The following is a 24,513-nucleotide window of genomic DNA, read 5'->3' on the forward strand; positions in this document are numbered from 1 at the left end:
CTTTGGTGGCGAATCTTTTTTCTATGACTATTTCTGGGCTATTTCTTTTTCTCATTATAATTACTTCGAGCAACTAGCATGATCATATAGCATAATAAACCGAATAAAAGGGAAATAAATAATGAATGCAGTAAAGCTACCGTTAAATTCAGTTTAGTAAGGACTACTAACATACCTGCAATAACTTGTAAAACTACTATAGTAAAGGCAATTATCCATCCATAGTATATAACACGTTGATGTTTATATTCCTTTACAGCGTGCCAAGTTATGTATGCTATCCAAATGAAAATAATAAGAACAGCTAATCGATGTCCCATTTGCACCCATTCATACATATTATTCGGGGGTGCCAAAGGTGTTTCATTATAGCAAAATGGCCAATCGGGACAAATTAAGCTCGAATCTGTATGTCGAACTAGCGCCCCAGTATAAACGACTAAATAAGAATAAATTGTGACAGCAATTGTATGCCAACGTAACTTTTTACCGATAAATACGTTATCGGCATCAAATTTCCGATCGACTTCAAATACAATCATAGAGAGAAGAAGAACCGCGGCAAAGGAAATCAGAGATATCCCAAAATGAAGTGCTAAGATGAAATCACCTTGCCCCCATAATACTTGAGCTGCTCCAATAAGAGCTTGCGCAATTAAGAAAAACATTGCTAAGAAACCTAATAGTTTTACTTCGCGAATATGTCCGAGCTTACGCCATGTCCAAACAGTTAACACAAGAATTGAGATAGATACAACTCCTGTTACGAGACGATGTGAGAATTCAATAAGGACTTCTGGTGTAATCTCCTTTGGAATAAGAGATCCATTACAATCAGGCCAGTTTCGACCACAGCCTAGGCCACTATCTGTTTTGGTAACGAGAGCCCCACCTAGTAATATAAGGAGCATCCCTACTGTAGCGGCAACAGCAAACCACTTCAAATACCTGTTGTGTTGCATAAAATGAGTCACCTACTTTATCTATCAACATTACAAGAACGTAATGTTTCTGCTACTAGATAATATCGAAAATACGTATAAAAAACAACTTGTAAAGAGAAGGGACTACTAGATGTCGATTCCATTTCACAAATTGTTCATAATTTCGTGCTTTAACCTTCACAATTCATTTTAGAAAATGTTTTACTATAGATATGTTGTTTTTAATTATATTTCTAGACAAAACTAATTTTTACAACTTCATCTAAATTTCACTTAATGTCTAGAAATCAATCGCAAATTTCGCTATAGTTATTGTTAGCGGAATATGCTTACAAAAATGAAAGGAGAGGTATTATGTCAAACGGTCGTACACTGGCGGCTACTAGAAATCCTGGTCCAGAAACAACATCTGTTGTAAAAGATTTCTTAGCACTAATAAAAATTGGAATCGTTAACTCGAATCTTGTCACAACGTTTACAGGGATGTGGCTGGCTTTTCAGTTTACTAGTAGACATTTCTTGCAAGAGCTTGATGTCATATTTTACACCATGCTGGGTGCGGCATTAATCATTGGTGGCTCAGGTGCAATGAATAACTTCATTGATCAGGATATAGATCCCATCATGAAAAGAACTAAGGCAAGACCGACAGTGACAGGCAGATTTAAGCCAAACTTTGTGTTGACCATTGCCCTCTCATTTTTAATTGTAGGTGAAATTTTGTTATTTGCGGCATCGTTTGCAGCCGGCATGTGGGGACTAGTAGGAATATTTGCTTATGTCGTTCTGTATTCAATGTGGTCAAAGAGGAAGCATGTTAGTAACACGGTTGTAGGTAGTATTTCGGGGGCTATTCCTCCTGTTATTGGATTCGCAGCGATTGAGCCTGCCTTAGGTCCAGGAGCACTAGCCTTATTCCTTATCATGTTTGCATGGCAACCACCACATTTCTATGCGCTTGCAATGAAACGGACTGAGGAATATCGTGCAGCTAAAATACCAATGCTACCTGTTGTAAAGGGATTTAAACGTACAAAGTACTCAATGTTATTCTGGATTCTTTTATTATTACCGTTACCTTTCCTTTTAACAGAGCTTGGAATTGGCTTTTTAACTCTTGCTACTGCATTGAACTTGGGTTGGTTAATACTAGCTCTGAAAGGCTTTACAACAAAAGATGATATGAAATGGGCAAATAAAATGTTTATTTATTCGTTGAATCATATGACCATACTATTTGTAGCCATCATAATATTTGCGGTGTTTAGCTAAAGTTAGGGATTCTTTCTTTTTATAAGAATTCATATAGACAGAACTGATGTCCTAGGTACACATGAAAATACAACAAAGAAAGAGGGGTTTAATTAAGCTATGATGAAAGGGCTTAAAAAATGGCGTCTTTTTTCACTTCTAGCAGTGATGATGGTTTTCCTTTCAGGTTGTGGTGAAGATTATCTTTCTACACTAAAACCATCTGGAGAAGTAGGTAAACAACAATTAAATTTATTACTGTTAACTACTGTAATTATGACGCTAGTAGTAGTAATAGTATCTGTTATCTATTTACTTGCATTCCTAAAATACCGTCGTGCACGCGTAGGTGAAAATGTTATCCCTAAGCAAGTAGAGGGTAGTCATACTTTAGAAGTGATTTGGACAGTTATTCCGATTATTTTATTATTAATTATCGCTGTACCAGTTGTTACAACTACTTATAAATTTGCAGATGTTGCTGCAATGGATGAGGTAGATGAAGAAGGGAACAAAACAGCCCTAACAATCAATGTAACGGCAAAATTATACTGGTGGGAATTCGAATATCCTAACCAAGGTATCGTAACGGCTCAAGAGTTAGTGGTACCAACAGGTGAAAAAGTTTACTTTAATTTAAAAGCTGCCGATGTTAAGCACTCATTCTGGATTCCTGCTGTAGGCGGTAAAATGGATACAAACGTGGAAAACTTAAACAAATTCTACTTAGTATTCGATAAAGAATCAAAAGATCTTAAAGATGGCGTATTTTATGGAAAATGTGCTGAATTATGTGGACCTTCACATGCATTAATGGACTTTAAAGTAAAAACATTAAGCCCAGACGCATTTGATGCATGGGTTGATGCAATGAAAGCAACTGAAGGACAAACTGCTGACAAAGCTTCAACAGATCTTGGTGAAGCAACTTTTGCAAATAGCTGCTTAGGCTGTCATGCTATCTCTGGTTCAGGAGCAGGCGGTACACCAGGTCCAAACTTAACTACGTTTGGTGACCGTAACCGTGTTGCTGGTTTCTTAGAGCATAATGAAGAAAGCTTAAAAGCTTGGATTAAAAACCCTGAGGAATTTAAACCAGGTAACTTAATGATGAATGCTGATGGCACTGCGCCTATCTACGGTAATTTATCTGATGAAGAAATTGAAGCTCTTGCAACTTACATCATGGGCTTATCAGTAGAAAAATAATTTTCGTTCTATGTAACAAATTTTGAGGGAGGTAAAAGTTGTGAGCTCATACACACAGAAAAAGGGCTTTGGAGCAGCTGTCTGGGATTACATCACTACTGTTGACCATAAAAAGTTAGCAGTGATGTATTTATTAGCCGGTACATTGTTCTTCGCTATCGCTGGTTTTGAAGCATTATTAATGCGTATTCAATTAATGAAACCAAATAATGATTTCGTATCAGCTGGTTTTTTCAATGAATTATTAACAATGCATGGAACAACAATGTTATTCCTAGCTGCTACGCCACTACTATTCGCATTTATGAACATGCTTGTACCATTACAAATTGGTGCGCGTGACGTTGCATTCCCGTTCCTTAACTCATTAGGGTTCTGGTTATTCTTCCTAGGTGCAGTATTCCTTCACCTGTCATTCTTTATGGGTGGCGCTCCTGATGCGGGCTGGACTTCTTATGCATCATTATCTTTATACTCTCCAGGACATGGTATTGATTTCTATGTTCTTGGTTTACAAATTTCAGGGGCAGGTACATTAATTTCAGGTCTTAACTTTATCGTTACGATTATTACAATGCGTGCTCCAGGTATGACATTTATGCGTATGCCATTATTCACTTGGACTGCTCTTGTATCAAGTGCCTTAATCTTATTCGCATTCCCTCCATTAACAATTGGTTTATTAATGATGTTATTTGACCGTATGTTCGGTGGTAACTTCTTTGACCATACAATGGGTGGTAACACAGTAATTTGGGAACACTTATTCTGGATCTTCGGACACCCAGAGGTTTATATCTTAGTATTACCAGCATTCGGTTTATTCTCTGAGATTATTCCAGCGTTCTCTCGTAAACGTCTATTCGGATACTCTTCAATGGTATTCGCTACAATTTTAATTGGTTTCTTAGGGTTCATGGTTTGGGCTCACCATATGTTTACAGTTGGTCTTGGGCCAACAGCAAACGCAATCTTCGCTGTTGCAACAATGGCAATTGCGGTTCCAACAGGTATGAAAGTATTCAACTGGATCCTAACTATTTGGGGTGGATCTATTAAAGTTACAACACCAATGCTTTATGCACTTGGATTTATCCCGTCATTCGTTGCGGGTGGTGTTACAGGGGTCATGCAAGCATCTGCACCTCTTGACTATCAGTTACATGATTCTTACTTTATCGTTGCTCACTTCCACTACGTAATCGTTGGTGGTATCGTTACAGCATTATTCGGTTCAGCGCACTTCTACTGGCCAATTTTCTTCAACCGTATGTTAAACGAAACGCTTGGTAAAATTACTTTCTGGGTATTCTTTATCGGATTCCATTTAACATTCTTCCTTCAACATTTCTTAGGTTTGATGGGTATGCCACGTCGTGTATTCACTTACATGGAAGGTCAAGGTTGGGATCAATTCAACTATATCTCTACAATCGGTGCATTAATGATGGGTGTAGGGGTTATCTTAATGGTAATCAACTGCTTAATGTCTATTAAGGGCAAACCAGCAGGACGCGACCCATGGGGCGATGGACGTACTTTAGAATGGTCAATTCCACAACCAATTCCATTCTATAATTTCCGTCAAACTCCACTTGTTCGTGGTTTAGATCCATGGTGGATTGAAAAACAAGAAGGTAATAAAGAAGTAACATTTGCTGAGCCACTAGGTGATATCCATATGCCAAATAACTCAGCGATTCCATTCGTTATTTCATTAGGTATGTTTATTGCAGCATTTGGTGCACTTTACAATCCAGACGCAGATAAGCCATGGTCTATTTATGTATTAATCATTGGTTTAGCAATTACATTTGGTGCGATGATTGCTCGTTCTGTTAAAGACGATCATGGTTTCCATTTACACAAAGAAGAAATTCTTGAAATTGAAGAACATCTTTACGGCAAAGGAGGAAATAAATAATGGATTTCAATACTAAATTTACTCCTCATACTTGGCCAGATCATCCTGAACAAGCTACGATGGAAGGTAAAAATAAAGTCGTTGGTTTCTGGATTTTCCTTGCCTGTGAAGTTGTACTTTTCGCAAGTTTATTCGCTACTTATTTAGCGCTTAAGAACAAAGGGCCAGCTGGCATGGAGTTCACAACTCAAGGTTTATTTGAATTACCATTAGCATTTGCTATGACGATGTTATTATTAACATCATCACTAACATCTGTTTATGCAATTTACCATATGCGTAACTTTAACTTTAAAGGTATGCAAACTTGGTTAGCGATTACATTAGCTTTAGGTCTTGGATTCTTAGCACTTGAAATCTATGAGTTCAACCACTATGTGCACCTTGGTTTTACATTTAATCAATCTGCATTCGCAACAGCGTTTTATTCGTTAGTTGGTACACACGGTTTCCACGTAACTTTAGGTCTTGTATGGATTGGTACTTTAATGATCCGTAATGCTAAACGTGGATTAAACCTGTACAATGCACCTAAATTCTTCGTTGCTGCTTTATATTGGCACTTTATCGACGTAGTTTGGGTATTTATCTTTACAGTAGTATACTTGATGGGAGTGATCGGATAATGTCTTCACACGATACACCTATAGTTGCTAAGTCACAGGCACAGTATGAGTATGATCGTCATCATAATGCCGTTCATATGCGTAAACAAGTAATCAACTTTGCGATTATGATTTTCTTCACTTTTATCGCATTCGCAGTAGTTGCAGCTGATTTTTCTAAATACTTAATTATGCCATTCGTATTATTATTGGCTGGCGTTCAAGTTGTACTTCAACTTTATTCTTTCATGCACTTAGAAGATAAAAAAACTCACTTTGGTGGTGTTATTGGTTTCTTCATGTGGATGGGAATTTTAATCGCATTTACATTCTTCTTAGCATTTTTAACAATCATTTGGTGGTAATCACCAAAAAAGCACGTTCGTTATTTAGTACGAACGTGCTTTTCTTATGTTTTGAGGTTATTTAGGTATCCAAAGAGGCAAACACTGTTGAAACTTAACATTTGTTCACCTTTCGTTCATTGCAGTATAGCTGTAAGCGTTTTATAATAGGAGTACTGAAGTTTAAAGGAGTGCGTTCCATATGCCACTTAGTATATTTGGTTTCCAAGCATTGTGGAGCCCGTATTTAATAGGGGTTCTTGTTTTTATAACAATCATCTATTTTTTAGTCACAACAAAGTGGCGTAAAGATTTTAAAGTAAGTGAACCTTTGAAAAAAAGTGAAGCTATTTACTTTGTTTTAGCTATGATTACCATCTATATTATCAAAGGATCTCCGATTGATTTAATGGCTCATATTATGTTTACCATGCACATGGTGCAAATGGCTATTCTGTTATTGCTGGTTCCTATTTTCTTAATTAAAGGGATTCCCTGGTGGGTTTGGAAGGTGGCTATTGAGGCACCTGTAGTTAGAACTTTTTTTAAAGTGCTAACATTACCAGTTGTTGCTGTCTTTGTATTTATCGGTCTATTTTCTTTCTATCATTTACCGTCCATATTGGATTACATTAAATTAAATGAAACATTACATGGTACCTATACATTTGTATTATTTCTATCTGCAGTGTTTATGTACTGGCCATTAATTCAAAATATGCCAAATAGTAATCAAATGAAGCCTTTGCATAAATTGGCGTATATTATTGCTAATGCTGTTTTAATTACACCTGCTTGTGGATTAATCATCTTTGCGCCAAATGCAATGTATGAGACATATACAAATGGTGATGCATGGTTAAAGGCAATGGAGCTTTGTGTACCAGCCTCTACATTGTCAGGATTATCTTTATCTGGACCAGAGCTATTTACAGACATGAAACCAGTTGCAGATCAGCAATTAGGTGGCGTGTTAATGAAAATCCTACAAGAGCTTATTTTTGGTGTACTAATTGGTACGATCTTCACAAGATGGTATCGATCTGAGCAAAAAGATCCGGATAAAATCACTGCTGACGCTTTAGCTGCCCACCAAAAGAAGTGGGAAAGTCAACAGCAACATTAGTTGAAGAATAGAAATTTACTTTGTGTAAGGGGTTTTGACAATGGAATTGCAAATATTGCCTACTATTAGTACATCGTTTATCGTTATTAGTGCGGTACTTGTAGCGATAGGGTGGGGCTTAATTATAAAAAGAAATGTAGAGGGACATAAGAAAGTGATGCTTGCTGCAGGTGTTGCAGCACTTATTTTCTTTATCATCTATGCGTCCCGTACTATCTTTATTGGAAATACAGCTTTTGGCGGTGGAGAAGATTTAAAACCATATTATACCTTCTTCTTGATTTTCCATATTATTTTAGCGACATCTGGAGCTGTGTTTGGTATCGTTAGTATTATTTCAGGTTTGAAAATGAACATTAAATTACACAGACGAATTGGGCCAATTACAAGTATTATTTGGTTCTTTGTTGCCATAACAGGTGTATTAGTTTATTTATTATTGTATATTTTATTTGAGCCTGGTGAAACAACATCAGTAATTAAAGCCATTTTAGGATTTTAAAAAAATCTCCCTCCTTATTTCTGTGCAGGAGGGAGATTTTTTATAGTTGGTTGGAATAGTGAAAGCACTACGACAACCAGTAACGGACCAATTAATATTCCAATAAATCCAAAGATTTTAAAACCAATAAACATGGCAATAAAGGTATTCAAGGAAGAAAGTCCAATTTTATCGCCAATAATTTTTGGCTCAATCATTCGTCGGACTAGAAATTGTCCAATGGTTAGTAAAATTAAGACAGCTGCATATAAATAATCGCCAGCAAAGACCTGATAGATTGCCCATGGGACTAATAAAATAAATGAATCAAGAAAAGGGATAAAGTCTAAAACAACAAGTAAAAGTGCTAACAATATAGGGAATGGTGTTTTTAAAAAATAAAATGCAGCGAATGATATAGCAAAGATCCCTATCCCTACAAGTAATTGAGCTTTCAGAAATCCAAATAAGGCTAGCTTAACACGTTGGCCAATAAAGATAATTTTTTGATGGTAATGAAAAGGAACGGGCGATAATAATTTACGATTAATTGTTGGTAATTCTAAAAGCAACATATACAACACAATCCAATAAACAAATATATCAAAAAGACGTGTGGGAATATATGTTAGTAACGTTGACCAAACATTGACGTTCGTTAAGGATAAAGAAAATTTTTCGATGGATGCTAAAGCTTTTGCAATCATAAATTGAATTTGTGAAACTAGCTCTACAGGTAAATGATAGGTGTAATTGCTGAGCTTTGATTGCATTTGAATCCATAGGGCAGACAATTGATTAAGATAATCAGGTATATCAATAATAAAGGAAGAAAATTGTTTCCAGCTTATATAAAGGATAAGTGTGCATAATAATAAAGATATACTTAGAAAAAACAAAAAAAAGAAGAAGACAACGATTTTCCGTTTTTTTCTAAACCGTTTGCTCATTCGAACGATGATTGGTTCTAACAATAACGCGGTTAAGTAGGCAAGTAAAATTGGTAATGATATGGAGATGGACCAAAGGATCAGTATACCCATTGCAATAACAATAATGGGATGACGAAAAAAAGGACGATTAAAAAATGATAACATTTTTCTCACCTACATCTTGTAATAGATATAGGTAGTATGAGAAAAAAATTTTTTTTTACTCAAAATAAAAAAAGACTGGACCACCAGTCTTTTTACAACCATGAAGCTATTTACGCTTACTTGCCGTCACTTCAATGTACGAAAGATTAGCGTGCGTTAACAGGTTCAAAGTTATTTTTATTTGTAGGCTCGATTGAGAATTGATCTAACTCTAATTTAACCTTTTTTAAGATTTCTTCACATTTTTTTACAAGGTGTGCTGGATAAACCTCGTCATCGCCATATTCAACACCATGCGGATAATAGTATTTACCAAGGACTGGTTTCATTAATGTAAGGATAGCATCGTGTGCACCTACGTCACCAGAAATAGCATATGCGAATACGCGTAGGTAATAACGACCTTCACGAGTATCGAATCGTTTATCGAATGTCATACGCTCGTAATCCCAGCCGCCATCACATTCTAAACCATGTTTTTTCATAATGCTGACAAGTAGCTCTTGATCAGCTGTTAAATTTTCAAGGTTAGTATTTTCAAAATACATGTATAGTCCTCCTTTAGGTTCTCGTACAAAGTATACGCTCATTTTTATAATAGAGCATATTCGACATTGTTGCAATGACAACATTGTGTCAACCCAATTACAATTGATATAATAACTTACAATAATGGTGATGAAAAGGAGTCCTGTATGAAAGCTTTATTCCGCATTTTAATGGTTTGTGGTGCAGTTGCATTAATTGGTTTTATGTTTTTTAATACCCCTAAGGAAAATGAGCCACTAGAAGGCCCAAATACCAATTCGAATATCATACCTCAAACACAGCTAAAGCAGGAACCTGCAATAGGAGCAATGACACGTCCACAAACGGGTATATCCACATTGATAGGAAAAGGCACACAAACTGTTTTAGAACAATATGGGGAGCCTGCAAGAAAAGAGCCGTCTTCATTTGGTTATCAATGGTGGGTCTACAATGAAGACGTTTCAACTTTTTTTATGATTGGTATTGATAATAATATTGTGACACAAATTTACATAGCAGGACAAGAAATTGATGCATTTCCTTTTAAAGTAGGCCAAAAACGTGATGAAATATACAGAATGACGATCATTGATTATGAGGTAGCCGCCACTGTAGGCGAAAATATTTTCATTTTCTCAATGAGTGAAGAAGATATGCAAACAAGGCTGCTTATCAAATTTGATGGTCTTTATGCACAGCTTTACATAGATAGGGAGACAAGTGAGTTGCAAGGGATACGATATACAGACAGTGAAACACTTGTCCTTCATCAGCCATATGAAATGAGCTATCAAGGGGAGCTTGTTAGACGTGCTCCACCTTCCTCTTTCTTACAGCAAGAAATTGATGTGGCTAGCGCTAAACAATTAGACGATTTGCTAAATGTAACAAGAGTCCATCATGATTTACTTCCTTTAGAAATGGATGAATCATTGGAGGAAGCAGCAAGAATGCATAGTGAGGACATGAAGGTGCAAAATTTTTTAGCGCATGAATCTCCAACCTATGGTGATCTAAAAAAACGATTACAGACGCAAAAAATCGAGTATAGTGAAGCGAACGAAAACCTGGCAACTGCTTATTTTGATGCGATTGAAGCCATGCATGGCTGGACAAATTCTCCTGAACATAGAAAAGTTCTTTTGAATGATCGATATACACGCGTTGGTTCTGGCGCCTTTGTAGATTATTATACGCAAATATATCTTGAACCTACTACACAAGAAGTGGGTAGAGAAGAGCAAGATAATGAAGAGACGAAAAATGAAAAACAAGATAGCGAAGAATCTACAGATAAATCAAATCAAACCTTACCATAACAGAAGAATATTCAGATGAAGACAAGCTTTCAACAAACGGGCTTGTCTTCATTTTTTATGTGGAGTTTCTCCTTCTTTTAGGCTTCTACATTTTTCGTCACACCGTTACAAACGCCGTCATATGATAGAGAACTGAAAGGGGGAATGAGGTTTGCAATTAGCAGAGTTATTAAAAGACTGGCCATGTAGCGTGACGGGAGGATCTATACGGACAGAAATTACTGGTGTAGAGGACTATGCACAGGCGGTACAACCTGGTGATATATTTATTGTCCGAAAAGGTAAAAAAACATCGGGAAGTCGGTTTGTCAAAGAGGCATTGGCACGTGGAGCTGCTGCCATCGTTTCAGAAGAAAGTATCTCTTTGCCAATTATAGATAAAGAAATTCCTTTTGTATGGGTTCCAAATACAGCATTATTTTTATCGTATGCAAGTGCGAAGCTTGCTGCTTTTCCAGCAGAAGCTTTAACTGTTATCGCCATTACAGGTACAAATGGAAAGACGACAGTGAGCCATTTTGTTAGTCAGCTTCTAAATGCACTACATAAACATGCAGCAGTTATTGGAACGGTTGGCTTTTTCATCAATGGTGAGAAACAACAAACGGCTTATGAGCAATTAACAACATTGCAAGCTAAAGAATTACACCCCATTCTTAAGCAATGTGTGCGAAAAGGTGTGACCCATGTTGTATTAGAAGCTTCTTCAATGGGGTTGCAGCAGCATAGGCTCGATCATTGTGACATTGACTGTGGTGTATTTTTAAATTTATCAGAAGATCATTTAGAAGATCATGGAGGTTTAGAAGCTTATAAACGTGCCAAGAAACGTTTAGCGGATTTATCAAAAAAGCTAGTATTAAATGGAGATGATAATTTTTGCCGTTCTGTTGGTATTTATGATAAGAAAAAATCTTGCTCATTTGGTTTTGATAATCACAATGATTTACATATTCAAATCGTCAGTGAATCAGTTGGAAAAACCGTACTTTGTTTACAGACTTCCGCGAGTGAGCATATTGTAGAAATTCCTTTTGTCGGTAAATACCATGTGCAAAATGCTGTTGCAGCCTTAATGGCTGTATGGCGCTTAGGTGTCCCTATGGAAGATATAGTTGGACATATGTGGTCGTTAAGGCTACCAGAGGGCAGGCTAGAGAAGATTGAAAATCCATTAGGAATTGATGTTTATGTAGATTATGCCCATACAGCAGAAGCATTGCAAGCAGTATTGCAAACCTTTGATCGCTCTAAAACAATTTACCTTGTCTTCAGTTGTGGAGGAAATCGAGACAAGGCGAAACGCTTTGCAATGGGGGCAGTAGCAAGTAAATATGCTGATGTTATTTATTTAACAACAGATAATCCTCGTGATGAAGATCCTATTGTGATTAATGAAAGTATTATTGCTGGTTTTACAGAGCAACAATATTATGAAATTTATTTAGATCGCAAACTTGCTATCCATCAAGCATTAGCAAAGGCAGAAAAGGGAGACATTGTCCTTGTTGCCGGAAAAGGGCATGAACAAACACAGCAAATTAAAAATCAAAAGTTCCCTTTTTCCGATCAACAATGTATTAAAGACTATTTTGCGAGTTTAATTACGGACGACGCTGAATAACGAAGAAAGATCCTGTAGCAATGGCAAGCCTGCGACCAGTCTCATCTTCAATATCACATTCCATGACAAGCGTTTGGCGTCCCTTATGAACAAAACGACCACGTGCAATCAATTCTTTATTTGTAGTGGTAGCAATATACGATATATTCATGTTCGTAGTAACTACATTATAGCCCTCAGGCACAGAGCGCGAAGCAAGCCCTCCCATAGCGGCATCGGCAATCGTTGCAACAATACCTCCGTGTGGCACCTTTATCGTATTATGGATGACCGGTGTAATAGGGATACGGACCTCACTGACCTCAGGCTCAAATTTACCTACCATATGTAAAGTAGCATTAATATAACGACGGTGAATGCCTTGCTGTTTCTCCCGTAGGCCATTTAAAAGATGTAATAAAACTTCTTCATCTTCCTCGGTACTGTCTTGTAAAATCTCGGCCACTAACTGTTCAACCTGCTCCTTAGATGTTGTCATCATTTGGAAAACCTCTTTCATTAAAATTATCATTAATGTAAAATTACCATAAAATCTGTTATGATGGGAAAGAGATTGGGGGAATTAAAGATGATGATGACCTCTGACTGGGTAATCATTTTGGATGAGGCGGAAGCGCTTTGTGAGATGATTCTTTCCTCAGAACCTGCGATGGCGCTACAACAAGCGTATGAAGCTGTATATAGTGATGCACAAATTGTAGAGGCTATATATGCATTTAATCGCATGAAAGAGCAGTACGAAGATGTACAACGTTTCGGAAAATATCATCCGGACTACCATACAATTATGAAGTCGATTCGCCAACAGAAAAGGGCACTTGACTTAAATGAGAAAGTTTCAGCCTTGAAAATTGCTGAAAACGATTTTCAGGATTTACTGGATGAGATTAGCCTATTAATAGGAAAAACGGTCTCTGAAGCGGTAAAAGTTCCTGTTAGTAATCCATTCTTTGCATCTGGTTCATCTTGCGGAGGTGGATGTGGCTCGGGCGGTTCATGCTCTTGCTCAGCGTAAATAGGATGTGTATATAACATATCTCTTCTAGACTGTAGACAACTCGAAGGCAACTGAGTTAGTTTACAGTCTTTTTTATAATTAAATTCAAGGAGGAAGCATTAATGAAAACTTATCGAATTGCCGTAATACCTGGGGATGGAATAGGAAAAGAGGTTGTGCCAGCTGCAATAAAAGTTCTTGATCAGGCAGCGTTGTTAGATGGACGCTTTCAATTTGAATGGACAACTTTTCCATGGGGCTGTGAATACTATTTAGAGACAGGAAAAATGATGCCTGATAATGGCATTGAGCTGTTAAAACAGTATGACCAAATATTTTTAGGTGCAGTTGGTATGCCTAACTTGGTTCCAGATCATGTATCATTATGGGGCCTTCTCATTAAAATTCGACGTGAGCTACAGCAATCTATTAATGTACGACCTGCAAAGCTACTTCAAGGGTTACCATCACCTTTACGACAACCAAATGATTTTGATTTTATTGTTGTAAGGGAAAATTCTGAAGGGGAGTATGCTGAAAGCGGAGGAAGAATACATAGTGGTCAAGATGAGGTGGCAATCCAAAATGCTGTTTTTACAAGAAAGGGTACAGAACGGGCGATGCGCTATGCATTTGAATTAGCCAAAACACGTAATGGACATGTGACAAGTGCTACAAAATCAAATGGGATTACATATAGCATGCCTTTTTGGGATGAAGTGTTTACTCAAGTAGGAAAAGAATATGAAGAGGTAGGTCAAGCATCTAATCATATTGATGCACTAGCGGCATTTTTAGTGATGAAGCCAGAAAATTTTGATGTTATCGTAGCATCGAATTTATTTGGGGATATTTTGACAGATCTAGGCGGTGCCATTATGGGAAGCATTGGTATTGCACCTGCAGCAAATTTAAACATTGAAGGGCTATATCCATCAATGTTTGAACCTGTCCATGGTTCTGCACCAGATATAGCTGGTCAAGGAATTGCCAATCCTATTGGACAAATTTGGACAGGTAAGATGATGCTCGATTTTCTTGGTTATCAAGATGTGGGAACAAGGATATTGAATGCTATAGAGCAAACATTAGCGCGGGGTATAAAAACGCCTGATTTGGGTGGAGCTGCCACACTACAAGAAGTAACTGATGCAATCATAGATTATTTAACATAAGTATTACTGTAATGGGAAGTAATAATGGATCTAACATTTACATGAAGGGGAAGCACATCAGTTCAGTGTGCTCCCCTTTCATTCCTAATCTTATTTAGACTCTTGAACTTGTAATAACTCAACTGCAATATCCGGACGATCTGTAATAATGCCCTTTGCCCCATTATTGAGTAATTTTTTCATCGTATCTAGGTCATTGATTGTCCAATAGTGGACAGGAATATTAAGGTTGTTTAAAAACTGAATAAATTTAGGAGAATCTAATGCAATAACCCCTGACTTTGGAGGAATTTGAAAAACATCCACTTTAGGGTGATATAAATGTCCAAACTGACTTGAGAAAGAAGCAAATGCTTTTCTGACATCTGATTCACCTGCACCAAGTGCTACTTGATTTTGAGCATATAAATTAAACCGATCTATTTGCTCACCATAAAAGCTTGTCACAACAACACGATGTTCAGCTTGAAGTTCTTCAATTAAGCGCCAAAGTTTAGAAGGCATCAGACTCCCTTCGTACGTATCAGGAGCATCTTTGATATCAATGTTGATTAACATATTTGGATAGGCTTCAAGCAACTCTCGTAAAGTTACGACTTTTAATTTATCCTCTCGATATGGGAAATTTCCTTCTAAATCTTCAAATTGGTAGCCGTGGTTCAAGGCATTGATTTCTGCCAACGTCATATCTGCAATGAGACCATAGCCATCTGTTGTACGTTCAACTGTCTCGTCATGGAAAACAATAATTTCCTCATCTTTTGTTAGGCGAATGTCGATTTCAAAGCCATCGACACCTAGCTGTGCAGCTTTTTCAAATGCAACCATTGTATGTTCTGGTGCTAAAAGAGCTCCGCCACGATGTGCAAGAATTATGGGGCGTTCGAATTGTAATGCTTGTTTACCTTCGCGTTGCTGTGGTTTTGAAATAGCTTTACTGCCTGCCCAAGCCGCTGCACTTGCTGCTGCAATTGCAAGCGCAATTTTTGTTTTCTTACCCATATTCGTCCTCCTTAACAATTATCCTCATATAAAAAGTAGTAGTGAATTCATTGTTTAATCAATAGTAGTAAGTACAGGGCCTACTATTAAAATTAGTTATATAAGTGAATGATGATTTTTTTATGCTGATTTTTGCCATCCTATTTGAAAAACAATCATTATGGAGGTGCAAATGCCTTGTAAAGGGTTCATTTGAGGCATAATCATCTTTCAGCATTCTTCTGTTCCTGTAATGATGCTACAATTGAATTTAATTAAAACAACTGATTCATCTTCACGATGTTCAACGTCGTATGCTTTTCCATTATAACGGAAAATTGAGCGTTCTGTCAGCTAAACTCTGTTGCTATCATTTTCTGGTCTATGGTATTCTTTTATGTAAGAAATGAGGGAATCCACTATGAACGAACGACAAGGGCTAATCGTTTACGTCCATCAATTAAAACATGCGAAGTCACTTCGGAAATATGGTCATGTTCTTTATATTTCTAGAAGGCAAAAATACGTAGTGCTTTACTGCGATCGTGAGGATATTGACATGATGACAACAAAACTACAACGCCTTCCATTTGTGAAAGACGTTGTGGCGTCTTATCGTCCTTTTGTAAAAACTGAATATGAAAATGCAAAACCAGATAAAGCAAAGGAATATGACTACAAAGTAGGTCTATAAACTTATGTTAATGCAGGTATATAGTTATTTAGTCTTAATATACCTATTAAGTATTGATAAAATAGTTTTGATTCCGAAAATATAGATGAGTGCTTTATTTCTACAACTACTGCTTTTCGACCGAGTTGTTCTATTTGTGCTTCAAACATTTTTTGTCGCTGTGTTGGCTGTTCTTCATTGTATGGGATGCCTTCTCGACAAATATAAATAGGCATGAATTTACTTTCGCCGACTGGTTTAAGGGCGACAGCTAAAGAAATCACCTTCTTGTCTTCTTTTGTAGATGTTAGTAAAAAGGCTTGATGAAAACGTTCCTGGTTGGTTTTAATAATTTCGAGTAGCTCGTAAACATCACCATAGCCTTCACCTAATTCTATAAATTGTTGTGGCATAATAATTGCACATCCTTTCCAATATTCATAGTATCATGCTGCGGGAGGTCAAGCACATGAAATTTGCATTAAGCTTTTTTTCTATTTTAGCACTAATCATTACAGGAACTGTATTTTTCCAATACCATGCTTATTCATCTGATTTAGAAACAGGCATAGGGGATTTTCATTATTCTCAGGAAATAGAAATTGTCTATCGCGAAAATAGCTTAGATATTCGTCAACATTTTAAAAACCTACCAAATCAAAAGGTGAAAATTAAATGGCCTGAAAAAGCAACAAACGCTAGTTGCTTTATTGAAAATGAAAAAAGCTGTGATCGTTTATCAGATGAAGTTTCTTACTTTGCAAAAGGGGAGACAAAATCACAATCTGTGTCATACATAATTCCAATTGAGGGTGGCTTAAAAAATAAGATGCTCCTTCAAAATGTTTTTGCTACACTAATAAATGGTGAAGCATCGTATTCAATTGTTTCAATTTCTACAGACAGTAAGGTGAAAGGACAATGGGTTACGGGTTTGCCCCTAGTAGGTCAACAACAACTTGTACTTGTCAATTACACCATGTTTAGAGGAAACGGTACTGTTCAAGATTTATATTGGCAAGCCGGGGAGCTTAAAGCGCAAGAACAGACACCGGTGTTATCAATTTATGCCCAGCAAGAAGTCCCTAATGATTTTCTAAAGTCATTAAAAAATTTACAGCTTCTAAGTGATGAGCATATTGCAATAATTCAAGAAAAAAGTCCAGTAGCAGTTCATGACGAAAGATTGTTATTTTTACCAACACTTACTGCACAAGCTGTAGAGCAAGAAGTAATTTTATCACAAATCAAATCACAATATAATTTTGTAGATTCCCCAGAATGGTTGCCTGAGGTTGTGGCATCCTATTTAATAAGCGATCCAATTGGTGGAGAAAAAACAAAGAAAATCATCAAGACATTAAATGATTACATGACGGATGCTCAACAACAAGCTTGGCAGGAAACATTGAAAAAGCTTGGAGATGAATCGATTTCACCAGATACAATGGACAAGTACTTATCACAGGTATTAGATGCCAAGACATCTTATTTTACATTAAATGCAGCTCAGCAAAATGGAACTTATCCACTTTTATTTGAGGATGCACGTGATGTCTATGTGGATGATACATTGAAGGAAGATGTTCATGTTATTCTCTATGAGGGACAGGTATTGTATACGGCAGATACATTATTGCCTTACCTCGGCTACTCAGCTGCGGAAGGAAAGAATGGCTATTATGTAAATAGTGAGCATCGTACATTCCGTTTCCCTAAAGAGCCTGGATTTTATGTATTCAACCAGCGTAGGTATTCGACTATCTCTGAACCAATCATTAAGATTGCTGATCATTATTATGTAGAAGAAGCTTGGTTACAGCGATTATTCCTAGTTGAACTACAAAAAAAGGATGAGCGTATTCAAGTATTAAAACAAGAGCAACAATAACTTTTGCAGCGGAGGGCCAACCTTTCGCTGCAAAATACTTTATATAGACGAAAGTACGGTGAGAAGCTGATATGAGAGTTGTAGCAGGAGAGCGCAAAGGAATGCCGCTTAAAGCAATAGCAGGAAATACGACAAGGCCTACAACTGACAAAGTAAAGGAGTCCATTTTTAATATAATTGGGCCATTTTTTGATGGAGGTTTAGCGTTAGATCTGTTTGCTGGAAGCGGTGGCTTGGGGATTGAATCATTAAGTAGAGGAGCAGAACGTGCTATTTTTATTGAGAAAGATCCTAAAGCATTCCAGGTACTACAAGAAAATATAAAAAAATGCCGTTATGAAGAATATACAGAGCTTTTTCGTATAGATGCAAAGCGCGCTGTGAAAGCGCTATTAAAGCGTGATATTACATTTAAACTCGTTTTTTTAGATCCACCTTACCATCAGCAGGAATATTATGACCTCGTACAGATTTTGGTCGATAACCGTAAAATACAGCAAGATGGTATTATTTTATGTGAACATGCAAAAGAGATAGGATTACCTCAAAATTTTGGGGAGTTTGTTTTAACAAGACAAGAAACCTATGGCGGAACAATTATTTCTGTTTATCGCTGTACAGAGGAAGAGGGAGAATAAGTTGTCTGAAAAAATTGCTGTAGTTCCTGGAAGTTTTGACCCTGTAACATTCGGCCATTTAGATATAATTAAACGTGCGGCTGATGTGTTTGATATCGTATATGTAGCAGTATTAAACAATTCAGCAAAGAATCCTTTGTTTTCTGTAGAGGAACGTATGGCTTTGATGGCTGAAGTGACAAAAACCTTACCTAATGTTCGTATAGAGAGTTCTTCAGGCTTATTGATTGATTATGCTAAGGAAAAAAAGGCGAAGGCAATTGTTCGTGGCTTACGGGCAGTTTCAGATTTTGAATATGAGATGCAAATTACATCTATGAACCGTTTCCTTGATGAAACAATCGAAACCTTTTTCATCATGACGAAAAATCAATATTCATTCCTTAGTTCTAGTATAGTAAAAGAGGTTGCGAAATACGGTAGTGATGTTAACGAGCTAGTCCCTACATGTGTCGTAAAGGCTTTAAAAGAAAAATATGGTTTTACACAATAAGGATGCAGAGGATGTCAAAAGAACGATGACATCCTCTTTTTGATATTTAGAGCGATTGTTATTTTAGAAAAAATAGAGCATAAATAGTTGGTACAATGATTATGCTAAGGAGGCGGAATTTAATATAAGGTCGTACAGAAAGTTTTGCAGATTTGGCGATAACAAAAATTTGTAAGTGAATACTTATACTTTGCATCGTTAACAAAATCACAACAAGTAAATGGATATAGGGGAGATCTGGAAATGCTGTAACTGTCATTTTAAGACCGTTCGTTACCTCCAGAACAGCTGCTATGGAAAGCTCAATCGTATAGGGGAGCTTTGGTATCAGCTGATCTAAGCCCTGTTGTACAATGGTTTGAATCGTTGTGAAAAAGATGATGGTTGTACCAACTAGTAGAATGGTTGGGGCTGTTTCTTTAATACTTTCCGAAAATGGAGCACTATAGAGTGGTGTGTTGTGTACGGAGATATTAGGTGAATCAGTTTTGCGAAAGAAAAAGTAGCCAGTTACTAGGCAACAAATATTAAACGTATGTAGTAAACATAAAAACAACCATCCAAACGTATTACTGTGTAGTAAATCAAGGCTTACAAAACCTAATACAAAAAGTGGACTAGGTGCATGACAAACAGCTAGCAAGAAATTTGCCTCTTTAGGGTGTAATTGACCACTATTTTTCAAATAAACAATAGTGGTTGCGCCAGTTGGATAGCCTCCAAGAGCACTAATAATATAGGCTTGTACGTATAAAGAAGCCCTTTTTGTTTTGGTACGCATAGGGGCTGTTAAACGCAGAAGCCATTGTGTTAACACAAGATACGGCAATAAGTACGGAAAAAGTGCTTCCATGAAAAGATTTAAGCCTAAATCAGTACCACTGTGAGCGGTTTGTGGGAATAACAAGAGTAAGAGAATTAGAATTACGCAGAGCACTATTTGAATTGTAGCAAACATGTTATCATCTCGTTTCAACTTTTTGTCATTCACATAGGCAAATGCTAAAATCAATATATGTGAGAAAGGCAAAAACATGAACGTATGGTTTTGCAAGCGTCCTAGGAGGTGTTTTCAAGTGAAGAAAAAAATTAGTATTTATGCAGTGTTGATAGTCGTGATTTGTTTTATGATGTTATACCGACTAGACGCGTATATTATGAAACCTGGAAGTGCCTATGATGTCAGTAAATTTGTTACTGTGGATAGTAAAGAGGCAGATAGTGAGGGGTCTTTAAGTTTAATGACAGTTGCTATGCAGCAAGCCACACCTTTTTCGTATTTGTGGGCGAAAGTTCAAAAATATCAAAAGCTAATGGATATTGAACAAGTACGAAATCCTTTAGAGGATGATGAGGAATATAATATTCGACAATTAAAGTTAATGTCTGATTCACAATTTAATGCCAAATATGTAGCCTTCCAAAGAGCAGGGCTAGAGACAAAGGTTCTTTTTAATGGTGTATTCATATTAAACGTTTTAGATGGAGGAGCTTCGGACGGTATTTTAAAAGCTGGTGATGAAATTGTCGAGGTTGATGGACAAAGAATAACTAGCCAGCAAATGCTTGTGGATCTATTAAAACCTAAGCAGCTTGGCGATAAGGTAACCATTCAATTTATACGTAATGAAGAACAACACCAGGAGACTATTACACTACAGGAAATTCCCAACGCCCAAGAACATAGAGCTGGTTTAGGTATTTCTTATACTGAAAGCAAATCGATTGAAACTAATCCGAAAGTGACGATGAAAACAGAGGATATAGGGGGACCTTCTGCTGGACTGATGTTTACACTTGAAATATTAGACCAATTACTTGATGAAGATTTAACAAAAGGCTATGCAATTGCTGGAACAGGTGAAATGCTAATAGATGGATCTGTTGGAAGAATTGGTGGAATAGACTATAAGGTTATTGCCGCTGATCGTGACGGCATGGAAATCTTTTTTGCACCAGATGATGAAATCTCTCAAGAAATGAAAGCGAAGTATCCAGAGCTAGAATCGAATTATGCAACGGCTGTCAAAACGGCCAAAGAGATTAAAACAAAAATGAAAATCGTTCCAGTGAAGAGCGTTGACGATGCTATCAATTATTTAAAGCAACTTCAACCAAAATAATATAAAGGGATGCTAAAAGGACTTTAGCATCCCTTTTGATGTCTTTAGCAACGAATAGGTGGTGTTTGATAATCCTTCGGCAGCGTAAAATCCTTTGTTCCTTGCTCGATACTTAAATTATAAAGCTCTGCTGCATGTATATCGATAGCTAACATCGCATCATTTGTAGCTGCAACTCGACTGATTAAGGGTAATTCTATATTCTTTTTTTGCTGACCTAAATAAGCTTGTCCTGTCGAACTCATACCCAATAGCCGAATAAAAGAGGGCGCGTTAAAACTTTGAAGCTGCTTTTTGGTAAACCCTGTATAGATATGTGTTATCATCCGTTGAAGGCGGGTCCAAGTATAACGCTTAGATTTTATTTTTTCCATAAAGCTATAAAATGTAGAGCTGCTTTTGGCTGCCTTGACAATTGCGTTTTCTATGCCCTCTGTTACTTCTGCATAACGAGTAAGTTCTGAAGGGGTATGTCTTATAATGGTGAACTGTAATAACGGCCAAAATGTTTCCCAGCTTGCAAATTGGTTATACTTTGTATGCCAGTCTGTTAAATAATCAAAAGTAGCTGTAGGAACAACATTTTGTACACTTTGTAAAGAATTTGTAGAGGCAAGGGCTTTACGTATGCCAGTGGCACTGGCGATCGATGCATCTTCCTTTAATGCATCATGATATCCTGCTGCAACGCGAGGAATTGTTAATGGTTTAATGTTGCTGTTAAGTGCCCTCGCTGCTTCAAGATAATGAAAGCCCAATATATTATTTGGTTGTGCAAGATCGATGTATGGAGCAGGGTACATCTGAGAAAGCTGTTCATAGGCGTAATGTAGGCTTTTTGGGTAGCTGGCACCTGTTTTAAGGCTGTCTTTAATGAACAGGTCATATTCTGCACGGTGGCTGTCAATCAGCTCGAAAGTGTTTAGAAAGGGCTGTATAGAGCCGTCTTCACTTCCAAAGGCAAAAGAGTTGCAACCAACAGCACTTAATAAGGAAATGGCACCTTTTGCGAAATCTGTAGCAGGTGCTGTACTATAGACATAAGGCAGTTCAATAACAATATCTACACCGCCAGAAAGCGCCATTTTAGTACGTGTCCATTTATCTACCATGGCAGGTTCTCCACGTTGTAAAAATGTGCCGCTCATAACAGCGATTACGAGATCTGCCTGTGCTGCTTTTTTAGCCTGTTCTAAATGATAAGCATGTCCGTTGTGAAAAGGATTATATTCAACAACAATTCCAACTGCTTGCATGCTTCTCCCCCTTATAATTTGTGTCTTTATTTTAAACTGTTAGGAGTAAATACACTTCTTATAGTATATAATTATAGGTGGGTTTTAAAGTGGTGACAAGAAATTATCTTGACATCTATTTTTACACATTATATAATCAACAGTGTTGTCTCGAGGTGATTAAACGAATGAAATGGTCAATTCATCAATTATCTAAATACCGCCAAAACGGGATGCCAATCGATGCCTTTGTCCAGCTGGATGAAGTGATGGAGCGAAACCAGGATATTCGAGCAATTTCGCCCGTTCATGTAAAAGGGCTATGTACTTTTGGTGCATCGCAAATGACATGTCAGTTAACTGTGACAGCAACGTTAACACTACCATGTGCTCGCACATGGGAGGATGTTGAGTTTCCAATTGAAGTTGAGACAGTTGAAATTTTTAGCTGGATTGACGAAGATAAACGAGGAGACGATGACGGAGACATTCACTATATTGACGGTGAAGTCATCGACATGAAACCGGTTCTTGAGGAATTAGTTTTGCTTGAGGTACCAATGCAAGTGTTCAAGGAAGATTCTGAAGGACAAGTGCATGGTGGTAAAAATTGGTCTTATGCAACAGATGAAGACGTAGAGCTACACAAAAAAGCTGACGAACAAAAAGTGGATCCAAGACTAGCTGCTTTAGCTAAGTATTTTGATCAAACAGACGAATAGACGATCTGTAAGGAGGTGCCATCAATGGCTGTACCATTTAGAAGAACTTCTAAAACTGCAAAAAGAAAGCGTCGTACGCATTTCAAATTATCTGTACCTGGTATGGTAACTTGCCCTAACTGTGGTGAGGCTAAATTATCACACCGTGTTTGCAAAGCTTGCGGACAATACAAAGGTAAAGAAGTAGTAAGCAAATAATACAGTGTTTGCTCACTTAAAAGGCTAGTAGAGAGACCATGGCTCTTTACTAGCCTTTTTGTTTGCTTAAAAAGACGGAATATTTCGTTGATTATGAAGTTCTTTACAATAGTGAAATAATTGTGTGATACAATTTATTCATTGCGACAAAGGGGGTAGTAATATGTCTTATACGATTGACAATCATGATGGCATTATGACGTTTACCATTAACCGTGAAGAGAAACGGAATGCTGTCAATGATGAAGTGATGAACGGTCTTCAAGAAGTCATTACATATATTCGTGGGCATGAAGATGTGCGTTTCTTAGTAGTGACTGGTGCTGGCGATAAATCGTTTTGCTCAGGAGGGGATTTATCTGAGTTTCATTCATTGGAAACAGAGGATGAGGCATTTGGTATGTTAAGTAAGATGGGGAAAATATTATATGACCTTGCTACGCTTCCTGTACCAACTATAGCACTTATAAATGGTACGGCTGTTGGAGGTGGCTGTGAGATTGCAACAGCTTGTGATTTTCGTTTAGTAGCTAGCCATGCGAAATGTGGATTTATTCAAGGAACACTGGCCATTACAAGTGGCTGGGGTGGCGGTACATATTTATTTGAACGAGGTTTGCGTCATGATCGTGCGATGAAGATGCTCGTGGATGCGAAGCCTTACCCTGCGCAATTATTATATGAGATAGGGTGGGCTATGCGTGTTTTTGAAGGCTCAAAAGAAGATGCCTTGAACGATTTTATTGAACATATGCGAAAAATTCATCCTTCTGTTCATAAAGCTTATAAGGAGATTGAGCTTAGAAAGTGGCGTGAACGAAATATGTATGAGCGTGTGATGGAAGAAGTTCGTACCTGTGCAAAGTTGTGGGAAAGTGAAGCGCACCATCAAGCGGTTAATAATTTCTTGACAAAGAAGAATAATAAGTAAT

The 24,513-nt window shown here is 37.3% G+C and carries 27 protein-coding genes; 19 read left to right on the top strand and 8 right to left on the bottom strand.

Going from position 1 to position 24,513, the window contains the following annotated elements:
• Nucleotides 1–38 precede the first annotated feature (38 nt).
• A complete protein-coding gene (locus MKY76_RS04595; protein WP_048394700.1) occupies nucleotides 39–962 on the bottom strand; it encodes a heme A synthase in 924 nt (307 codons plus the stop codon).
• A gap of 336 nt (nucleotides 963–1,298) precedes the next feature.
• Between MKY76_RS04595 and cyoE the strand changes: the two genes are divergently transcribed.
• From cyoE to MKY76_RS04630, 7 genes are all read left to right on the top strand, one after another.
• Entirely contained in the window at nucleotides 1,299–2,216 is a 918-nt protein-coding gene (cyoE, locus tag MKY76_RS04600) for a heme o synthase (protein ID WP_048394698.1), read from the top strand.
• A gap of 99 nt (nucleotides 2,217–2,315) precedes the next feature.
• A complete protein-coding gene (gene coxB, locus MKY76_RS04605) occupies nucleotides 2,316–3,404 on the top strand; it encodes a cytochrome c oxidase subunit II (RefSeq protein WP_048394696.1) in 1,089 nt (362 codons plus the stop codon).
• 40 nt (nucleotides 3,405–3,444) lie between these two features.
• Nucleotides 3,445–5,328 carry a cytochrome c oxidase subunit I gene (gene ctaD, locus MKY76_RS04610; protein ID WP_004224787.1) on the top strand — a complete coding sequence of 628 codons (1,884 nt, stop codon included), beginning with the start codon at nucleotides 3,445–3,447 and terminating at the stop codon, nucleotides 5,326–5,328.
• The gene (locus tag MKY76_RS04615; RefSeq protein WP_004224788.1) at nucleotides 5,328–5,954 is read left to right on the top strand and encodes a cytochrome c oxidase subunit 3; all 627 of its coding nucleotides are present in this window, start codon (nucleotides 5,328–5,330) and stop codon (nucleotides 5,952–5,954) included. Before ctaD ends, MKY76_RS04615 begins: the two co-directional genes overlap by 1 nt.
• Complete coding sequence (locus MKY76_RS04620; protein ID WP_004224789.1) at nucleotides 5,954–6,298, top strand: cytochrome C oxidase subunit IV family protein; 345 nt, start codon at nucleotides 5,954–5,956, stop codon at nucleotides 6,296–6,298. Before MKY76_RS04615 ends, MKY76_RS04620 begins: the two co-directional genes overlap by 1 nt.
• Before the next feature lie 181 nt (nucleotides 6,299–6,479).
• On the top strand, nucleotides 6,480–7,403 hold the full coding sequence (gene ctaG, locus MKY76_RS04625) for a cytochrome c oxidase assembly factor CtaG (RefSeq protein WP_342557475.1): 924 nt from the start codon (nucleotides 6,480–6,482) through the stop codon (nucleotides 7,401–7,403).
• Between the two features lie 40 nt (nucleotides 7,404–7,443).
• Nucleotides 7,444–7,905, top strand: coding sequence for a DUF420 domain-containing protein (locus MKY76_RS04630; RefSeq protein WP_016992774.1), 462 nt, complete (start codon nucleotides 7,444–7,446; stop codon nucleotides 7,903–7,905).
• A gap of 14 nt (nucleotides 7,906–7,919) precedes the next feature.
• Here MKY76_RS04630 and ytvI read toward each other — a convergent pair whose 3' ends face one another.
• Both ytvI and MKY76_RS04640 read right to left on the bottom strand, forming a co-directional pair.
• Nucleotides 7,920–8,981 (bottom strand): sporulation integral membrane protein YtvI, encoded by a 1,062-nt coding sequence (gene ytvI, locus MKY76_RS04635; protein ID WP_103117536.1) that lies wholly within the window; start codon nucleotides 8,979–8,981, stop codon nucleotides 7,920–7,922.
• Nucleotides 8,982–9,127: 146 nt separating this feature from the next.
• Nucleotides 9,128–9,529 (bottom strand): YugN family protein, encoded by a 402-nt coding sequence (locus tag MKY76_RS04640; protein ID WP_004224795.1) that lies wholly within the window; start codon nucleotides 9,527–9,529, stop codon nucleotides 9,128–9,130.
• Nucleotides 9,530–9,676: 147 nt separating this feature from the next.
• On the opposite strand from MKY76_RS04640, the gene MKY76_RS04645 reads away from it, so the two are divergent.
• Both MKY76_RS04645 and MKY76_RS04650 read left to right on the top strand, forming a co-directional pair.
• Entirely contained in the window at nucleotides 9,677–10,831 is a 1,155-nt protein-coding gene (locus MKY76_RS04645; RefSeq protein ID WP_048394693.1) for a CAP domain-containing protein, read from the top strand.
• A 151-nt stretch (nucleotides 10,832–10,982) separates the two neighbouring features.
• The gene (locus MKY76_RS04650; protein ID WP_342557476.1) at nucleotides 10,983–12,455 is read left to right on the top strand and encodes a UDP-N-acetylmuramoyl-L-alanyl-D-glutamate--2,6-diaminopimelate ligase; all 1,473 of its coding nucleotides are present in this window, start codon (nucleotides 10,983–10,985) and stop codon (nucleotides 12,453–12,455) included.
• Here the strand turns inward: MKY76_RS04650 and MKY76_RS04655 are convergent.
• Complete coding sequence (locus MKY76_RS04655; RefSeq protein WP_048394688.1) at nucleotides 12,436–12,936, bottom strand: PaaI family thioesterase; 501 nt, start codon at nucleotides 12,934–12,936, stop codon at nucleotides 12,436–12,438. The genes MKY76_RS04650 and MKY76_RS04655 overlap by 20 nt on opposite strands.
• Nucleotides 12,937–13,023: 87 nt before the next feature.
• Here MKY76_RS04655 and MKY76_RS04660 point away from each other — a divergent pair, with 87 nt between their 5' ends.
• Together MKY76_RS04660 and MKY76_RS04665 are read left to right on the top strand one after the other, a co-directional pair.
• Nucleotides 13,024–13,470: a YlbF family regulator gene (locus MKY76_RS04660; protein ID WP_004224800.1), complete on the top strand. Its 447-nt coding sequence runs from the start codon at nucleotides 13,024–13,026 to the stop codon at nucleotides 13,468–13,470.
• A 104-nt stretch (nucleotides 13,471–13,574) separates the two neighbouring features.
• Nucleotides 13,575–14,627 carry a tartrate dehydrogenase gene (locus tag MKY76_RS04665; protein WP_103117538.1) on the top strand — a complete coding sequence of 351 codons (1,053 nt, stop codon included), beginning with the start codon at nucleotides 13,575–13,577 and terminating at the stop codon, nucleotides 14,625–14,627.
• A 90-nt stretch (nucleotides 14,628–14,717) separates the two neighbouring features.
• On the opposite strand, the gene MKY76_RS04670 is transcribed toward MKY76_RS04665, so the two are convergent.
• Nucleotides 14,718–15,629 (bottom strand): glycerophosphodiester phosphodiesterase, encoded by a 912-nt coding sequence (locus tag MKY76_RS04670; RefSeq protein WP_048394685.1) that lies wholly within the window; start codon nucleotides 15,627–15,629, stop codon nucleotides 14,718–14,720.
• Between the two features lie 400 nt (nucleotides 15,630–16,029).
• Between MKY76_RS04670 and MKY76_RS04675 the strand changes: the two genes are divergently transcribed.
• Nucleotides 16,030–16,302 carry a YlbG family protein gene (locus tag MKY76_RS04675; RefSeq protein ID WP_004224806.1) on the top strand — a complete coding sequence of 91 codons (273 nt, stop codon included), beginning with the start codon at nucleotides 16,030–16,032 and terminating at the stop codon, nucleotides 16,300–16,302.
• 2 nt (nucleotides 16,303–16,304) lie between these two features.
• On the opposite strand, the gene MKY76_RS04680 is transcribed toward MKY76_RS04675, so the two are convergent.
• Nucleotides 16,305–16,694, bottom strand: a complete 390-nt coding sequence (locus MKY76_RS04680) for a hypothetical protein (RefSeq protein WP_036077099.1) — start codon at nucleotides 16,692–16,694, stop codon at nucleotides 16,305–16,307.
• Between the two features lie 56 nt (nucleotides 16,695–16,750).
• Between MKY76_RS04680 and MKY76_RS04685 the strand changes: the two genes are divergently transcribed.
• The 3 genes from MKY76_RS04685 (at nucleotide 16,751) to coaD (ending at nucleotide 19,303) form a co-directional block, all read left to right on the top strand.
• The gene (locus MKY76_RS04685; protein ID WP_048394682.1) at nucleotides 16,751–18,172 is read left to right on the top strand and encodes a hypothetical protein; all 1,422 of its coding nucleotides are present in this window, start codon (nucleotides 16,751–16,753) and stop codon (nucleotides 18,170–18,172) included.
• Nucleotides 18,173–18,243: 71 nt separating this feature from the next.
• Nucleotides 18,244–18,810: a 16S rRNA (guanine(966)-N(2))-methyltransferase RsmD gene (gene rsmD, locus MKY76_RS04690; RefSeq protein WP_048394681.1), complete on the top strand. Its 567-nt coding sequence runs from the start codon at nucleotides 18,244–18,246 to the stop codon at nucleotides 18,808–18,810.
• A 1-nt stretch (nucleotide 18,811) separates the two neighbouring features.
• Nucleotides 18,812–19,303, top strand: a complete 492-nt coding sequence (coaD, locus tag MKY76_RS04695; RefSeq protein WP_004224812.1) for a pantetheine-phosphate adenylyltransferase — start codon at nucleotides 18,812–18,814, stop codon at nucleotides 19,301–19,303.
• Nucleotides 19,304–19,361: 58 nt separating this feature from the next.
• On the opposite strand, the gene MKY76_RS04700 is transcribed toward coaD, so the two are convergent.
• Nucleotides 19,362–20,261: a hypothetical protein gene (locus MKY76_RS04700; RefSeq protein ID WP_231595723.1), complete on the bottom strand. Its 900-nt coding sequence runs from the start codon at nucleotides 20,259–20,261 to the stop codon at nucleotides 19,362–19,364.
• Between the two features lie 118 nt (nucleotides 20,262–20,379).
• Here MKY76_RS04700 and MKY76_RS04705 point away from each other — a divergent pair, with 118 nt between their 5' ends.
• A complete protein-coding gene (locus tag MKY76_RS04705; RefSeq protein ID WP_048394679.1) occupies nucleotides 20,380–21,426 on the top strand; it encodes a SepM family pheromone-processing serine protease in 1,047 nt (348 codons plus the stop codon).
• Nucleotides 21,427–21,470: 44 nt separating this feature from the next.
• On the opposite strand, the gene MKY76_RS04710 is transcribed toward MKY76_RS04705, so the two are convergent.
• Nucleotides 21,471–22,682, bottom strand: coding sequence for a nucleotidyltransferase (locus MKY76_RS04710; protein WP_103117539.1), 1,212 nt, complete (start codon nucleotides 22,680–22,682; stop codon nucleotides 21,471–21,473).
• A 167-nt stretch (nucleotides 22,683–22,849) separates the two neighbouring features.
• Here MKY76_RS04710 and MKY76_RS04715 point away from each other — a divergent pair, with 167 nt between their 5' ends.
• From MKY76_RS04715 to MKY76_RS04725, 3 genes are all read left to right on the top strand, one after another.
• Entirely contained in the window at nucleotides 22,850–23,383 is a 534-nt protein-coding gene (locus tag MKY76_RS04715; protein ID WP_004224818.1) for a YceD family protein, read from the top strand.
• A gap of 24 nt (nucleotides 23,384–23,407) precedes the next feature.
• On the top strand, nucleotides 23,408–23,581 hold the full coding sequence (rpmF, locus tag MKY76_RS04720; RefSeq protein WP_004224819.1) for a 50S ribosomal protein L32: 174 nt from the start codon (nucleotides 23,408–23,410) through the stop codon (nucleotides 23,579–23,581).
• Between the two features lie 163 nt (nucleotides 23,582–23,744).
• A complete protein-coding gene (locus tag MKY76_RS04725) occupies nucleotides 23,745–24,512 on the top strand; it encodes an enoyl-CoA hydratase/isomerase family protein (protein WP_016992547.1) in 768 nt (255 codons plus the stop codon).
• The last annotated feature ends 1 nt before the right edge of the window (nucleotide 24,513 follow it).

The sequence above is a fragment of the Lysinibacillus sp. FSL P4-0201 genome (genome assembly GCF_038593425.1).
Taxonomy (GTDB): Bacteria; Bacillota; Bacilli; order Bacillales_A; family Planococcaceae; genus Lysinibacillus; species Lysinibacillus capsici.